15 protein-coding genes are annotated in these 15098 nt (G+C 69.4%); 6 read left to right on the forward strand and 9 right to left on the reverse strand.

The features are described from left to right. The first annotated feature begins 13 nt into the window (after positions 1 to 13). Positions 14 to 841, forward strand: coding sequence for a class I SAM-dependent methyltransferase (locus tag ACZ5BU_RS28920; protein ID WP_465703593.1), 828 nt, complete (start codon positions 14 to 16; stop codon positions 839 to 841). A gap of 103 nt (positions 842 to 944) precedes the next feature. On the opposite strand, the gene ACZ5BU_RS28925 is transcribed toward ACZ5BU_RS28920, so the two are convergent. The 4 genes from ACZ5BU_RS28925 to ACZ5BU_RS28940 all read right to left on the reverse strand — a co-directional run bounded on the left by ACZ5BU_RS28925 (position 945) and on the right by ACZ5BU_RS28940 (position 4280). Next, the gene (locus ACZ5BU_RS28925; RefSeq protein WP_465703594.1) at positions 945 to 1148 is read right to left on the reverse strand and encodes an antitoxin; all 204 of its coding nucleotides are present in this window, start codon (positions 1146 to 1148) and stop codon (positions 945 to 947) included. Positions 1149 to 1249: 101 nt separating this feature from the next. Then, positions 1250 to 2005: an isocitrate lyase/PEP mutase family protein gene (locus ACZ5BU_RS28930; RefSeq protein WP_465703595.1), complete on the reverse strand. Its 756-nt coding sequence runs from the start codon at positions 2003 to 2005 to the stop codon at positions 1250 to 1252. Beyond that, entirely contained in the window at positions 2005 to 2955 is a 951-nt protein-coding gene (locus tag ACZ5BU_RS28935; protein ID WP_465703596.1) for a sigma-70 family RNA polymerase sigma factor, read from the reverse strand. Before ACZ5BU_RS28935 ends, ACZ5BU_RS28930 begins: the two co-directional genes overlap by 1 nt. Continuing rightward, positions 2952 to 4280: a DHA2 family efflux MFS transporter permease subunit gene (locus tag ACZ5BU_RS28940; protein ID WP_465703597.1), complete on the reverse strand. Its 1329-nt coding sequence runs from the start codon at positions 4278 to 4280 to the stop codon at positions 2952 to 2954. The genes ACZ5BU_RS28935 and ACZ5BU_RS28940 overlap by 4 nt, the downstream gene beginning before the upstream one ends. 710 nt (positions 4281 to 4990) lie before the next feature. Between ACZ5BU_RS28940 and aroQ the strand changes: the two genes are divergently transcribed. Then, positions 4991 to 5482, forward strand: coding sequence for a gamma subclass chorismate mutase AroQ (gene aroQ / locus ACZ5BU_RS28945; RefSeq protein WP_465703598.1), 492 nt, complete (start codon positions 4991 to 4993; stop codon positions 5480 to 5482). Position 5483: 1 nt separating this feature from the next. Here the strand turns inward: aroQ and ACZ5BU_RS28950 are convergent, their stop codons facing one another. After that, positions 5484 to 6704 (reverse strand): MFS transporter, encoded by a 1221-nt coding sequence (locus ACZ5BU_RS28950; protein ID WP_465703599.1) that lies wholly within the window; start codon positions 6702 to 6704, stop codon positions 5484 to 5486. 138 nt (positions 6705 to 6842) lie between these two features. On the opposite strand from ACZ5BU_RS28950, the gene ACZ5BU_RS28955 reads away from it, so the two are divergent. Further along, entirely contained in the window at positions 6843 to 7856 is a 1014-nt protein-coding gene (locus ACZ5BU_RS28955) for a LacI family DNA-binding transcriptional regulator (RefSeq protein ID WP_465703600.1), read from the forward strand. On the opposite strand, the gene ACZ5BU_RS28960 is transcribed toward ACZ5BU_RS28955, so the two are convergent. The 3 genes from ACZ5BU_RS28960 to ACZ5BU_RS28970 all read right to left on the reverse strand — a co-directional run bounded on the left by ACZ5BU_RS28960 (position 7843) and on the right by ACZ5BU_RS28970 (position 12018). Next, positions 7843 to 8811: a glycoside hydrolase family 6 protein gene (locus ACZ5BU_RS28960; RefSeq protein WP_465703601.1), complete on the reverse strand. Its 969-nt coding sequence runs from the start codon at positions 8809 to 8811 to the stop codon at positions 7843 to 7845. The two genes, ACZ5BU_RS28955 and ACZ5BU_RS28960, sit on opposite strands and share 14 nt — an antisense overlap. Positions 8812 to 8953: 142 nt before the next feature. Beyond that, positions 8954 to 10744 (reverse strand): bifunctional metallophosphatase/5'-nucleotidase, encoded by a 1791-nt coding sequence (locus ACZ5BU_RS28965; RefSeq protein ID WP_465703602.1) that lies wholly within the window; start codon positions 10742 to 10744, stop codon positions 8954 to 8956. 116 nt (positions 10745 to 10860) lie between these two features. Next, on the reverse strand, positions 10861 to 12018 hold the full coding sequence (locus ACZ5BU_RS28970; protein ID WP_465703603.1) for an ROK family protein: 1158 nt from the start codon (positions 12016 to 12018) through the stop codon (positions 10861 to 10863). Between the two features lie 584 nt (positions 12019 to 12602). On the opposite strand from ACZ5BU_RS28970, the gene ACZ5BU_RS28975 reads away from it, so the two are divergent. Further along, positions 12603 to 13397, forward strand: a complete 795-nt coding sequence (locus ACZ5BU_RS28975) for a nuclease-related domain-containing protein (RefSeq protein WP_465703604.1) — start codon at positions 12603 to 12605, stop codon at positions 13395 to 13397. On the opposite strand, the gene ACZ5BU_RS28980 is transcribed toward ACZ5BU_RS28975, so the two are convergent. Then, positions 13385 to 14389, reverse strand: coding sequence for a helix-turn-helix domain-containing protein (locus ACZ5BU_RS28980; protein ID WP_465703605.1), 1005 nt, complete (start codon positions 14387 to 14389; stop codon positions 13385 to 13387). The genes ACZ5BU_RS28975 and ACZ5BU_RS28980 overlap by 13 nt on opposite strands. Positions 14390 to 14490: 101 nt before the next feature. Between ACZ5BU_RS28980 and ACZ5BU_RS28985 the strand changes: the two genes are divergently transcribed. After that, on the forward strand, positions 14491 to 14877 hold the full coding sequence (locus tag ACZ5BU_RS28985) for a hypothetical protein (protein ID WP_465703606.1): 387 nt from the start codon (positions 14491 to 14493) through the stop codon (positions 14875 to 14877). After that, complete coding sequence (locus ACZ5BU_RS28990; RefSeq protein ID WP_465703607.1) at positions 14874 to 15095, forward strand: hypothetical protein; 222 nt, start codon at positions 14874 to 14876, stop codon at positions 15093 to 15095. The genes ACZ5BU_RS28985 and ACZ5BU_RS28990 overlap by 4 nt, the downstream gene beginning before the upstream one ends. Positions 15096 to 15098: the final 3 nt, after the last annotated feature.

The raw sequence follows: 15098 nt of genomic DNA on the forward strand, positions 1-15098 counted from the left end.
CTAGCCTCGGCGAGTGGATGAGTGGGAGTGGGACGAGACGTTGTATGCCGGGAGCGCCGCGCACTATGCGGTCGGGCGGATGGCCTATCCGAAGGCACTCGGTGAGGCGCTGCAGGCCGAGCTGGGGCTGGACGGGCGCGGGCGGTTACTGGACGTCGGCTGTGGGCCAGGGCCGGTGACGTTGTTGCTGGCGCCGTACTTTGCCGAGGTGGTCGGTGTGGACGCGGATGCGGACATGCTCGATGTGGCGGCGGGGCGGGCCGCGGAACTCGGCGTACGCAATGCGAAGTGGAAGCAGCTACGTGCGGAGGAGCTGCCGGGGGCGCTCGGGACGTTCGACGTGGTGACGTTCGCGCAGTCGTTCCACTGGATGGATCAGGCGCTGGTGGCCGGCCTGGTGCGCGGGATGCTCGCGGAGGGGGGAGCGTGGGTACATGTTGGTGCCACCACGCATCGGGGCGTCGACGGGGACGAGCAGCTCCCACATCCGCGGCCGCCGTGGGACGGGATCGGCGAGTTGGTGACGCGGTACCTCGGGCCGGTACGGCGCGCCGGGCGGAGTGCGTTGCCTGTCGGTACCCGGGGCGGTGAGGAGGACGTCATGCGCGCGGCCGGGTACACCGGGCCGACCCGGATCGTTGTCGGAGGCAACGAAGTGGAGGACCGGACGGTCGACGACGTGGTGGCTGCGGTGTTCTCGTTGTCGAGCTCGACGCCGCACCTGTTCGGTGCGGAGTTGCCGGCGTTCGAGGCGGAGCTGCGTGAGCTGCTGACGAAGGCGTCGGACGGCGGCTTGTTCTCCGAGCAGCGGCGGGAGATCGAAGCCGTGATCTGGCGCTGAGAATCCGCTCAGGAAACCCCGAGAAACTACAGCGGCCGCGGCGAGTGCCGCGGCCGCCGTGCGTTCTGCGTCAGACCCTGGTCAGGCGCAGGCCAGTTGCAGGTCAGGACTGGTTGTCCTGGTTGTCGCCGTCCGAGCCGAGCCGCTCACGGGCGAAGTTCTCACCCTGCTCGATCTGGTCCCCGAACTTGTCGCCGGTCTTCTCGTTCAGGAAGTCACCGGCCTTCTCGAGGCCCTCGTTGACCTGGTCCGGGTGCTCCTTGGCCAGTTCCTCGGCCTTGTCCTTCATTTCGTCGAACAGACCCATCGTCTATCCCCGTTCTTTCGATGGTTGCCTTCCACTACGTAGCCCGTCTTACCCGATCCGGCCGATTCCACACAAGGACTCGCCGCCGGTTGGCGCGGCGTTCATCCGGTAAACGGATTCCGGTCTGCCTGCAGCGCGGGGAGTACGCTCGCGGCGAACACGCCGTACAGGTGCCGCTGGAACATCGGCCCGAAGCTGACCCGGGCCACGCCGCGCGCCGCGTAGTCGGCGACCGAGTGCGCGCCCTGCCCGTAGGCGACGTTGACCGGACCGTCGAGTTGGGTGGTCAGCGTACGGATCACGTCGAGGTCGCCGACCCCGATCGGATACACACAGTCAGCGCCGGCGGCCAGGTATTTCGTACCGCGATCGAGTGCGGTCCGTAACTGTTCTTCCGCCGTACCGGCCTTGCGGATGAACGCGTCGACGCGGGCGTTGATCACCAGTGCGTCGCCGGCCGCGGCCCGCACCGCCGCCAGGAAATCGGCCTGTTCGGCCGGGTCGATCATCGTCCCGGTCGCCGGGTCGGAGTCCTCGAGGTTGAGGCCGACGGCGCCGGTGGCGAGGAACCGTTCGACGAGCTCGGCCGGCTTGAGCCGGTACCCGCGCTCGAAGTCGACCGTGACCGGGACGGACACCGAGCGCGCGATCCGGGCCGCGCCGGCCAGTACGTCGTCGACCGGCGCGTGCTCGCCGTCGTCGTACCCGAGGACCGCGGCCGTCGCGTTGCTGCTGGTCGCGACCGCGGCGAATCCGGCGGCCTCGATCAGCCGGGCCGAGGCCGCGTCCCACGCGTTCGGGACCACCAGCGGCGTACCGGGAACGTGTAGCTCCCGCAAAGTAGTTGCCAAAGACATCAGGATCTCCCATGGATCAGGGGCAGCCCGAAGGCTGGGAACAAAGCAGGTTGGTGGAACGCGAGTACCGAAGACACAGCGTCCTTCGTGAGCGTCAGTACCTTGATCGAGTGCGCGTGGAACTGCCCGTCGGTGCCGCGGATGTACATCGCGAATCCGGGCTGCCCGTTGGCCGACGCCTCGACCAGGACGCGCCGCCCCGGTCCCGGCCGGAGCTTCGAGTCGAGCAGTCGCAGTACGTCGGAACGCCCGCTGAACCAGGTCGGGATCGGCGGCATCTCCCAGCGTGCGTCGGCGCTGAACAGCCCTTCCAGTACGACGAGATCCTTGTTCTCCATCGCGGCCTGGAACTGGTCGAGCAGCGCTCGCCGCAACGGCTCGTCCGGCTCGCTCAACTCTTCCTCCCGCGGCCGTAGCCTGGCCAGCTCGGCCCGGGCGCGTTGCAGCGAACTGTTCACCGCCGCGGTCGTTGTGTCGAGCAACGATGCGACCTCGGCGGCCGGCCAGGTGAGCACCTCGCGGAGGATCAGTACGGCGCGTTGCCGCGGCGGGAGGTGCTGCATCGCGGCCACCATCGCCAGTCGCAGGCTCGCCTGGTCGCCGACCACGGTGGCCGGGTCGGCCCCGAGCAACTGGTCCGGGAACGGCTCCAGCCACGGCACCTCGGGCGCCTGCGAATGCAGGTCCTCCGGATCGTTGCCTGGGGCACCCAGTGCGGACGGGACGACCCGCCGGCTGCTGTGCTGGAGGAGGTTGAGACACACGTTGGTGGCGATCCGGTACAACCAGGTCCGGACCGTCGAACGGTGCTCGAAGTCCGCGTGCCCACGCCAGGCGCGCAGGTACGTCTCCTGCACGGCGTCCTCCGCGTCGTGCAGCGAGCCGAGCATCCGGTAGCAGTGCGCGACCAGCTCACCCCGGTACTCCGCGAACTCCTCCTCGAGGTTCATCGGACTCCTTCCGCCACCTTCGCCGGCACGACCTCGCTGGTACGGCGGCGTGCGGCGATCGCGACGCCGGCCAGTGCCCCGAGCAACGACAGTACGCCGCAGCCCGCGAGCGCCCGGGCGAATCCGTCACCGGTGTAGCCGCCTGCCGCGGTGAACACCGACCCGAGTACGGCGACCCCGGCCGCGCCGCCGAGCTGGCGGTTCATCGAGTAGACGCCGGACGCGATCCCGACGGCCTCGCGGGGGAGAGCCGACATCGCCGCGCTCTGCGCCGCGGGCATCGCGAGCGAGACCCCGCACCCGCAGATCACCAGCGGCAGGATCAGCTCCCAGTAGTGGACCGCGCCGCGACTGATCCAGAGCATCCCGGCGCTCTGCAGCGCCAGACCGATCACGACCAGCGGGCGTTCGCCCACCCGGTCGACCAGGCGGCCCGCGATCGGCCCGACGATGAACAGCGTCGCCGTCCACGGCAGCAGTTGCAGACCGGCCTTGAACGGCGCCGAACCGAGCTCGGCCTGCATGTACTGCGAAAGGAAGAACACCGCGCTGAACAGCGCCGAGGTCAGGAAGAATCCGGCTGTGTTCGCCGCCGTGAACGTCCGGTTGCGGAAGAACGCGAGCGGCACCATCGCGTGATCGGTCCGACGCTCCCACAACCCGAACGCGACCAGCATCACGACCCCGATCGCGAACGCGGTCAGTACCTCGGTACTCGACCAGCCGGCCGACTCACCGCGGACCGTGCCCCAGACCAGACCGAGTACGGCGAGACTGATCAGTACCGCGCCGGCCAGATCCAGCCGCCGGGCGGGGCCGGTGCTCTCCGGGATCCGGGTGAGGACCAGCGCGATCGCGACCACACCGATCGGCACGTTGATCCAGAAAATCCACTGCCACGAGAGACCTTCGGTGACCGCGCCGCCGATCAGCGGCCCGCCCAGTACTGCGATCCCGGTCACGCCGCTGAACACGCCGATCGCGCGACCCCGTACCTCCGGCGGGAACGCCGCCCCGAGCAGGCTCATCGCCAACGGCATCACGAACGCCGCGCCCACACCCTGCACCGCGCGGGCCACGATCAGGAACGGCAGCGTGGTGGCCAGCGCGCAGGCGATCGACGCGGCGGTGAACAAGGCCAGCCCGGCCGCATAGGTACGCCGCCGGCCCAGGCGGTCGCCGATCGCGGCGGCCGTCATCAGAAGCATCGCAAAACTCAGTCCGTACGCGTTGACCGTCCACTCCAGCTGCTCAGCCGAAGCACCGAGATCGGCCCGGATCGTCGTCAGCGCCGCGGCCACCACCAGGGTGTCCAGCGCCACCATGACCGATCCGAGGGAGGTCAGCCCGAGAACCCATCGTTGTTGACTCTTCACACCAGTACAGACCGGCGCGAATCCCCGGACTCATCGCTGCGATGAGAACTATTTTCAGCGGCGTCTCCGCATCCGGCGCTGGGCGGCCGTCGCGGCGCCGGCGCTGAGGATCACCAGGAGCAGGGCGAGGGACCAGCGGCGGAGAACCTGGACGGTGTTGTGACGGCCTTCGGTTCCGTCGCCACCGGTCGGGCGACGGCGAAGTCGAGCGAGGGCGTTGGACCGGGTGGGGTAGGTGTCGGGGGCTCGGGGCGGGTCGGGGTGGCCGATGGACTCGGGGACGGGATCACGGCGGTGGGGGTGGGTGTCGGCCGCGGAGACGCGGTGGGCGTCGGCGACGGGCGCGGCGTCGGCGAAGGGTGTGGCCCGGGAGACGGTGGATGCGTCGGAAGCCGCCGTTACCCGTTCCGTCGGCGTTCCTCACCTAGCGTAATCGCCCGGTCGCGGGGCGAGTCAAGGCTTCTACCCGAGCAACTTTCACCGTTCGGGCCGCGGACCTCTTGCGGCGTACAGTTCCGTGCCGTTCAGGGGAAGCGTTGGAGAGGGTGGAGCTTGTGCTTCGGACTGTGATTGTCGGAGTTGTTGCTGTCGTTGGTTTGTCTGCGGGGGTTGTGCCGGCGGCGAGTGCCGCACCGGTGCCGATCGTGCAGGTTGGGGGAGTGCCTGGCGAGCAGGTGACGCTGGACGGGCTCACCGAGCTGGTTGTTCAGCGGATCCTGATCGGTGACGACGTGGCAGCGTCGAAGTACTTCAGCGGGAAGCCTGTTGACGACCCCGTTCGCGAGCAGCAGATTCTGACGTCGGTACGTGCGTCGGCCGTGCAACTCGGCATCGACCCGGACTCGACGGCGGCGTTCTTCCAGGCGCAGATCGACGCGAGCAAGGTCGTGCAGCGCGGCCTCCTGGCGTACTGGGCCGCGCACCCGGACAAGGCGCCGGCCAGCGGGCCTGACCTCACTGTGATCCGTGCGAAGCTCGACGCGCTCACCACCCAGCTGCTCGCCGAGCTGGTCCGCGTCGATCACCTCCGCCAGAGCGGCCTGCACTGCGACATCGCGCTCGTGATCGCCGACGCAACCACCGCCGCCCGCCACCACCTGGACCCGCTGCACCGCCAGGCACTGCGCACGGCCTCAGCCGCGACCTGCTGACTCAACTGACGGCAGCTTTTGACGCACGGGCGACCAGTAGGTGCAGGGTGACGGTGATCGCCAGTACGACGGCCGAGACGCCGAGCAGGCCGTTCGGCGCGGCGCCGGCGGTCAGCGCGACGCCGCCCAGACCGCTGCCGAGGGCCGAGCCGAGCGAGATCGCGCTGCCGTTCAGCGCCATCACGATCGCCGCGGAGCCGGGCGCCATCGAGGCCAGCCGGGCCTGTTGCGGTACGGCGCCACCGCCGTTGCCGACACCGGCCGAGAAGAACCACACGAGTCCCCACACCGCCGCGAGCATCGCCGGCGCGAACATCAGCGCGACCATCCCGAGCACGGCGTTCAGGAACAGCCCGACCAGGACGACGGTCAGCACCTTCAGCGCGGTGAACATGTCGACCAGCCGTCCCGTCACCGCGTTGCCCGCCATGCTCGAGACGCCGTACCCGAACATGATCGCGATCATCGCCCACTTGACGTGGAAGTGCGGCTCGAGGATCAGCGTCGCGTACGTGAAGCAGGCGTAGCTGCTGCACAGGATGCCGGTGGTGACGAGCAGACCGGCGACGAGCCGCGGCTGACCGAGCGGGCGCAGACGTTCGACGAGTGTTCCGCCGGGCAGGTGCAGCCGCGGGAGCCGCAGCATGATGCCGACCAGCGCGATCGTACCGACTACGGCGACCATGATCATCGGGAACCGCCAGCTGGACTGGCCGATCACCAGCCCGATCGGTACGCCGAGCGCCGTCGCCGTCATCCATCCGCCGAGCACGAACGACAACGCCTTGCCGTGGTGCTCGGCCGGCGTCAGCGCGATCACGTACCCGGTGACGGCCGCGTTCAGCAGGCTGCCGCCGAGCGCCGCCAGCACCCGGCCGCTGAGCGCGATCGGGTAGTTCGTCGCGGCCGCGACCACCACGTTGCCGAGTACGAACACGCCCAGCGACAGCACAATCGTCGTACGGCGCTCCCACCGCGACGTCAGCGTGCCGAGGACCGGGCCGGCGAGCGCGGCCGTGAACGCGAACACTGCCATCAGCTGACCGGCGGCCGCCGGGGTGACGGACAGGTCGCCGGCGATCTGCGGCAGCAGGCCGGCCAGCACGTAGCCGTCGATGCCCATCGAGAACGTCGCGACCGCGAGCCAGACGAACGGCCGGTAGGAGAACCCCTGCCCGGCCGCCCCTGACTGGCCGGTATCGGCGGGTCGCGTGTCCGTCATCTGCCAATCTCACCCCGAGCGGCACGCTCACGGCAAGAGGAATCTGATCAAACCTGCCAGAAACGACGATTTCAGGCGCAACTCCGATCACACTTACGAAGGCTGCGTACGGAAGCTGGTTCGTGTGATGATCGGCGGGTGGATGCACGGAGCCGGCCGGTGACGCTGGACGAGGTCGCGGCTCGTGCCGGGGTGTCCCGTTCGGCGGCCTCCCGGGTGATCAACAACGCGCCGCATGTCAGCACGGCGAAGCGGGCGGCCGTGCAGCGAGCGATCGACGAGCTGGGGTACGTGCCCAACGCAACGGCGCGGGCGCTGGCGTCGCGGCAGTCCGGTTCGGTCGTACTCGCGGTGTCCGCGGAGGACCCGGCCGTGTACGCGGACCAGTTCGTCGCGGAGGTCGTCGTCGGCATCCTGTCGGTGCTCGAGGAGACCGACCTCGAACTGATGCTCGTCACCGCGACGTCGAACCGCGGGCAGCAGCGGCTGGAGAAGCTGCTCCGCAGCCGGACCACGGCCGGGATGATGCTGATGTCGATGCACGGCGACGACCCGATCGCGAGGCTCGCCGAGGACGCGGAACTGCCGGTGGTGTTCGGCGGCCGCCCGCTGAACTTCGAGCCGCGGTACTACGTCGACGCCGACAACCGCGGCGGCGCCCGGCTCGCAACCGAGCACCTGGTCGAGACCGGCCGGACCCGGATCGCCACGATCACCGGGCGGATGGACGAGGCGGCCGGAACCGCACGGTACAAGGGATTCCAGGAGACGCTCGCTGTCGCGGGCCTGGACGCGCACCGGGTCGCGCACGGCGACTTCTCGGAGGACGGCGGGCGGCTGGCGATGGCGGAGCTGTTGTCGGCGCATCCCGATCTGGACGCGGTCTTCGTCGCGTCCGACCAGATGGCGATCGGTGCGCTCCGCGCCCTGGCCGCGGCCGGACGGTCGGTGCCGGCCGACGTCGCGGTCGTCGGCTTCAACGACATCCCGATGGCGCGGCACACGACCCCGCCGCTGACCACGGTCAGCCAGCCCATCAGGTCCCTGGGCCGGGAGATGGCCCGCCTGCTGCACGCCGTACTCACCGGCGAGAACCCCTCGCCGCTGATCCTCCCGACCCGGCTGGTGGTCCGCGAGTCTAGTTCCCGTTGATCAGATGTACGGCGAGGTCCGGGCTGAACGTACCTGCCGGAATGCTCGCGCCGATCCCGCAGTCACCGTCGGAGTCGCCGGGCACCTTGATCCACAGCAGCATCTCCGCGGTTTGTGAGCCGCCGGTCCGTGCGGTCACGCCGAGCTTGCGGCCGGGTGGATTGCACCAGCCGTTGCCGGCCCCGTTGCCGTTGCGGCTCGTGTCGACGACGAACGGCTTCCGCGTCGGCAGGTGGCTGTTCACCGCCTTGCCGTAGTCGACGGACTGCGCGGTGGTGTAGTAGTTCGACACGTTCAGCGCGAAGCCGTGCGCGTTCGCCAGGCCCGCGCCCTGCAGCCGCTGCGCCATCACGTCGGCCGCGACCCACCCGGCGTTGCCGCCGTCGAGGTAGGCCCACGCGTTCGGCGCGTTGCTCTTGAACTGCTGTACGGCGTAGCTCAGCATCCCGTTGCGCTCGGCGATCTGGTCCGCGTTCATGCAGTTGAAGTCGCCGAGCGCGTCGGGCTCGATCACCACGATCGCCGGACGGTTGCCGATGGCAACGGCGAAGTCGTGGATCCAGGTCCGGTACGCCTCGGGCGTGCCGGCGCCGCCGCCGGACTGACCGCCGCACGCGTCCCGGCCGGGGATGTTGTACGCGACCAGTACGGGCAGCTTGTCCGCGGCGTCGGCGGCGCGGGTGAAGTCGCCCACCGCGGTCCCGATCGGGTTGCTCCAACTGCCGAACCAGCGGGCCATCGGTTTGGACGCGATCGAGTTCTGGATCGCGGTCCTCCGGCTGTCGTTCGGGTTGTTGCGGACCCAGGCGGCCGGGTTCGAGTTCGGGTCGACGTAGAGGCCGCTCGTCAGCCGGACCGGGTTACCGGTCGTGGCGGCGCCGGCGCCTTGGTAGGCCGGAACGACGGCGGCGAGCGCGAGCCCGGTCGCGACCAGGCTCTTGACGATCCATCTCATGCGCTTGCTCCTGTTTCGAGTAGGGGGCGGGCACTCCGGGAGCGCTTCCAGTTTCCTGACCGATCGTGTCCGATCGCTCACGCTCCCGTCAACCGTCCGCCCCCATCTCGTAGAACCTCTCAGTTCTTGGGAGCGCTTCCAGTCAGCTGGCCGGGCGTGCCCGGTCGAGCGTCGACGGGGTGAGTACCGGGTGCGCCCGCAGGTAGGCGATGAAGCCCTCGTGGTCGCGGTCGTTGCGGACCGGGTCGGTGAAGCCGGTGAACACCGTCGTACCGTCGCCGCCGATCAGCGTGTACGCGAGTGCGGCGACCCGGTAGTTCCGGTTCAGGTCGAGCGGTTTGCCGTCGATGAGGACTGCTTTGGCGTCGACCCGCTGGCCGACCGGTTTCGTGACGTCGTACGTGTAGCTCACGTTCTGCGACACCGCGAACGGCGCGAACTTCACCGTCCCGTTCGCCTGCGGTACCCACTGCGCCTCGAACGCGGCGTGCAGCTGCGCCCCCGGCAGCGTCACGGTCAGGATCGGGTTGCCGTACCCGAACGCGTTCCAGGCCTCCCCGAACAGCACGGTCCCGTCCGCGTCCGCCGCATTGGTGCCCTTGGCAAACAACAGGTCGCCGGTCAGCGCGTTCGACCCGGACACCGGTTTGGCCGAGATCAGCGCCAGGTCGGCGCGGCCGTGCTGGTTCGCGTCCCAGTGCGCGAAGTCCGCGGCCAGGTTGCCCATCGTGCTCTCGCCGGACGCGTTCGCCGTACGCGTGAAGTCGCCGGTGATCTTCGCGAGCGGAGTGGCGTACCGCTTCTGGCCCTTCGCGGTCCAGTAGTCCGCGATGTGCTGCAGCTCCTCGTCGACCGGTACGTCGCGGGTGTTCGCGTGGTTCGTCGACGTGGTCAGCGCGCGGATCACCGCGCCGGTGCGTGGGTCCAGCTTCAGGTTGATCTCGTTGATCAGCGAGCCGTGGTTGCCCGCCTCGACGACCGGCCGGGGTACGCCGTTCGGGTCCGGGACCATCATGTTGAAGCGGCAGTGCCAGTGCCCGGTGACGATCGCGGCGATGTCCGGGGAGGCGTTCGCGGCCAGCTGGAACACCGGGCCGGACGGGTTCGTACCGGCGTTGTAGTCGTTGCCGGCGACGCCGCCGTCGTGGATGTTGACGACGATCGCGTTGACGCCGCGCGCCTTCAGTTGGGCGGCGAGCTTGTTGGCCTGCTCCACGTCGGACAGCGACTTGAGGCCCGGCTGGTACGACGTGGACCCGACCTCGGTGCCCATCACGGTCAGGTGGATGAACGCGATCGGGAGCTTCTTGCCGTTGCCGGCGTCGATCCATTCGATGTTGTACGGCGGGACGATCGTGCGGCCGGTGTCGGCGTACACCATGTTGGCCGTGTAGAAGCGGAAGTTCGCGCCACGGAACTTGTGGCCGGTCGAGTCGACGAAGTTGTCGTCGCGGCCGTTCACCGGGTACGGCGCACCGTGCTCCATGTGGTCGACCAGGAAGCTCACCGAGTGGTCGAGCTCGTGGTTCCCGACGGTGCTGAACTGCAGGCCGAGCGCGTTCAGCGCCTCGACGGTCGGCTCGTTGGCGTGCGCGTCGACCTCGAACGGCCAGCCGGAGAAGTTGTCCCCGGACGAGAAGAAGATCGAGTTCGTCCGGCCTTCGCGGAGCCGTTTGAGGTGCGTGGCCAGGTACCCGACACCGCCGACGGTCACCTGGACGCCGCCGGCACCGGTGATCACGCTGCCCTGGCTGGGCGTCGTCGGCTGCAGGTATCCGTGCAGGTCGGTGATGTTCAGCAGTTGTACGTCGACGTACTCGGGCGCGTCGTCGAGGGCGTGCGGACTGGCGTAGGCGACGTCGCCGACGGCCGTGGCGGTGGCGAGGGCTCCGGTGGCGGTGAGGAACGTCCGGCGGCGGATCCGACTGTTCACAGCGAACCTACTTCCTGGCAGGGGGTTGCGCGTTCGTGCGCATTATTGCCTCTTTCCGACATTATTAAGCCTGCGGATCGGACGGGCGTCAACGGCCTGCTGAACAAAGGCCGAACTCAGATACTGCGAACGGCCAACTGCGGAAGGGGTCCGCGGGCGGGGGAGAGCAGACGCTCGTTGAGCGCGTCCAGGGCGAGACTCGCCGCGCCGAGCGCTACACACAGCGCGCCGAGGTTGGAGGCGCGGACCTCAGGGACGCGGGGGCAGAGCTTTTCCAGCTCGGCTTGGAGGGGTTCGAGCAGTACGTCGGCCGCTTGGGAGAACGCGCCGCCGAGGACGAGGAGTTGCGGGTCGACGATCGCGATCGCCGTCGCCGCCGCTACCGCCATCGCGTGGGCGTACTTCCGTACGGCTGTGCGGGCGGCCCGATCCCCGTCCCTGGCGGCGGCGAAGGCACGCTCGGCTTTGTCAACAATCGGAATGTCAACAGGCACGACGTCGTGCAGATACTGGAGCGCCGCCTCCCAGGCGACCCCACGCAACGCCGACATGTCAGCTGCCGCCCCGAACGCCCCCCGCCGCAACTTCCCGTCCAAGACCAGCGCAAGACCAGTACGCCGCCCCGCATGCAAAAACACCATGTCCTCCACCGGAGCGGAGGTCGCGTCGGTTCCTCGGTGTTGTTCGGCGAGGGCGGCTAGCTGGCTGTCGTTGTCGGCTACCACCAGGCGGGTGGTGAAGTGGGTGGTGAGGTTGGTACCGGCCCAGTCGGGGATCGCGTTGGCGCGGACGACGGTGCCGGTCGGGTCTACGAGTCCCGTCGTACCGGCCCCGACAGCCCACACCTTCGAGACCGGCACGCGCGCTGCGGCCGCGCAGGCGGCGATCACCTCGTCCGCCGCTGCGAGCCGTACGGTCCGTGGTGCCTCCGGCGTGACGGTCCGCCGGGTGCTCGCGAGCATCCGCCCGTTGAGGTCCGTGAGTACTCCGCGAACGGAGTGCGCGCCGATGTCGAGCCCCACGACGTACCCGGCCTCAGCCCGGAACCGATAGCTCCGCGCCGGCCGCCCGCGCCCACGAATCGCCGGGCTCTCCTCGACCAACCACCGCCGCTCGACCAGGCTGCCCAGCACCTCTTCGACCGCCGTACGCCCGAGCCCACTCTGCTCCACGATCTGCGCAACCCGCAGCTCCCCGGCCGCCCGCACCGCCGCCAGCACCACCCGCTCATTGAGCTGCCGCAACCGCGGCTGATCCGCCCCGTCCAACCCCATGATCGCCCCAGCATAAACGCCCACCCACCCGCTGACGCCGCTCGCCGAACGGCCGACCCACCCGCCACCCGCCGCCAACCCAACGTCCCGCCGCCAGCCCACCACCCGGCCCCACCCGCCGTCCGTCCGGCCGCCCGCCCCCACCCGCCACCCGGCGCCAGCCCCACCGCCCGCCCAGCGCCAGCCCGCCGCCCGCCCATCCGCGCGGCGAGAGGTCACCGCCCGCCCGTCGCTCGCCGCCAGCCCGCCGGACTGGGCAGAGGTCCCGGGGTCTGGAGATAAGCAATAGCCTGTCTCCAGACCCCAGCGGATGTGCCCGCTCGGTCGTAGGCCACCGTGAGGGCGGGCGCGACAAGCGCGGTGAGCGCGGTGAGCAGCGTGGTGGACAGGTAAGCGGCGTGCACGAGGTCTCCGATCCGTAGGGTGCCTTACGGACGAGTCAGCTGCGCCGGATGTGACAGCCCGCCGAGTTTCTCCGGGTTGTGCAACACCCTCCCCTCGGAGTCGTGGGCTTCCCGGTGGGCTTACTGCGTGTCACCATCGGGGGTGTGGTCGGGGGGACCACCTTTCCTGTGGGGGGACTGATGGAGTCGGGGGATTTGCGGGTCGAGGTCTCGGAGCGTGGGCCTGGGCATGCGGTGATTCATGCGCTGCTGTCGCAGCCGGGGATGGTGCGGAGTCGCGGTACGGTCGCGCGGCTGGTGGGGCGATCGCCGGTGACGGAAGCGGGCAACAGTTGGTACTCCGGTGCGCTCGGCGAGATCGAGGTCGGCCGGATGCTGCGGAAGCTCGGTCCTCGGTGGACGGTGCTGCACGCGGTGCCGATCGGCGTACGCGACGCCGACATCGATCACCTGATCGTCGGACAGGCCGGCGTGTTCACGGTCAACACGAAGCATCATCGGGGGCAGCGGGTCTGGGTGGCGGGCCGCGGGTTCCTGGTCGCCGGGCAGCGTCAGGACTACATCCGCAACAGCGAGTTCGAGGCGCGGCGGGTTGCGAAGGTCCTCACGGATGCGCTCGGTTGGCCGGTGCCGGTGCAGCCTGTGATCGCGGTACTGGGCTCGGCGGAATTCAAGCTCAAGGAGGCGCCGGCCGGCGTACGCGTCATGGAAGCCAGGACACTGGTGCGCTGGCTGAAGAGGCGCCGGCAGGTGCTCACCGAGCAGCAACTCGAGGCAGTCCAGGGCGTCGTCGGTACGGCGGCCACCTGGCGTGCCCACGCAGACGACGAGGCCGATCTGAACCGTCGCGCGCAGTTCGACGAGCTCCGGCGAGAGGTCGGCCGGGCGCAGCGGCGACAGCGATTGCTCTCGGCAACGATCCTCCTGGCCGTGCTGACCGGCGCCGTAGTCGCGGCCTGGTCCTACTTCTGGTAGTCCCATCGCAGGCCGACGATGCGGCCTTCTGGGAGGTCGGTACGTAGGAAGGTCCTCTGGTAGCGGCCATCGGGTTCGGGGGTGACGGCGTTTTCCGGAGGGAAGGTGAATCCGTCGGGGAAGTTGCCGATCGGGAAGGCCGCCACGAACCAGGTGACTTCGGCCGGGGCGACCTCCGGGTCGAACTCGAGGGAGAGGTCGACGCGTTCGGTGGCGACGAACTGGCGCTTGCCGTAGATGTCGCCAGGTTGGTCTGCCGGATTCTCCCAGGTGACGAGGGAGAAGCTGAGGTCGGCGGTCTGGTCGGCGTCGAGTGGTTCGGGGAGGTCGAAGTGGAAGACGTACGAGCTCCGCCCGACCTGGATCACCTTCGAGACGGTGGTATCGTCCTGCGACTCGATGACAACCCGGCGCAGGCCGGAGCCGGGGTCGCACTCGAAGGCGTACGAGAAGCGCCGTACGCCGGCGTCCAGGGCGCGGATGCGGCGCCGGCAGTCGACGCGGTGCATGGTCCGGTGTACGTCGACGTGTACGTGCTCGCCGAGCTGCTCGATCACGTACGGTCCCGCGAGTGTCTTGTCCTCCTCCGGGAGCCCTGCCCCGTCGAGGATCTCCGCGACCTCGACCGAACCGTCGGACAGCGCGACCTCGATGAGTGGCGGTCCGGCGTCGGCGGCGCCGGATCTGGGACGCCCGGGGAAGCGGACCGCGATGTCGTCGCGCAGGTCATGGAACCAGCGGCGTTCGGCGCCGGAAACGTCCAGCTCGGTCAGCAGGAGGTCGAGTGCACGGGCGCGCGGCAAGGTCTTGCCACTGAGATACGCGTACAGGCTGGCCTGAGATACGTTGATGCGGCCGGCCAGCGACTCCACCTTGACACTGCGCCCAGAACGCTCGACGCGCAGCACCAGCTTCTTCAGCGCATGGCCCAGGCTGCCCCGTGCCCTGGCGACCGGCGGGCCTTCGCCAAGCTCGAGCTCCGGCGTCGTCACCCGCTCAGGCCAGCGAGTTTTACAGACCTTTCCAGCCTCGCCGCTCGAATGCCGGTCGTTCCCCGATCCTGACTTCAAGCCTCGAGAGCTGGGAGAGAACAGTGGGCAACGAACTGGTCAAGATCGACGGGCGCGACGTGATTGTCCAAGTCCCGGGGCACCTCGCCGGGCAGGTTGCGGTCAAGGCGCTGGTACCGGTGATCACGACAACCGTACGGGCGCTGGCCGCGGCGGCGCGCGAGGTCACAACCGTCGCCGTCGAGGCGGTGCACGACCAGCGCGTACAACTCGCGCTGATGAACCACCGGGCGCGCGTCATCGCCCGTGACGTCGTCCCGATCCTGGCGACGGCGAGCGCTCACCAGTGGGGCCGCAACGCCCTGGACCGGGCCGGCTTCGACGACGACATCTACGCCGATGCGTTCCACGACCTCGAGGTCGTCCGCCAACGCCGGCGCGCTCGCAACGCCGAACGCTGGCAGCCGTGAGCCTGCAGACCTACCGCCCGGGAACGCCCGAGCTGACCTGGTCGGCTCGGGCGTTGTACGGCGCGGAGACCGCCCGCATCTTCCTGATCGACATCCTCCCGATCCTCGCGCGCCACTGGACCCGCCAACGAATCCGTGAAGCACTCCGCCGACTGACCTTCCTCACCGAGGCGGAGCGGGAGAGCGTCGAACGCTGGCTGCGTGCCCATGGTCTTTGACGG

The organism is Kribbella sp. NPDC031520 (assembly GCF_055580825.1).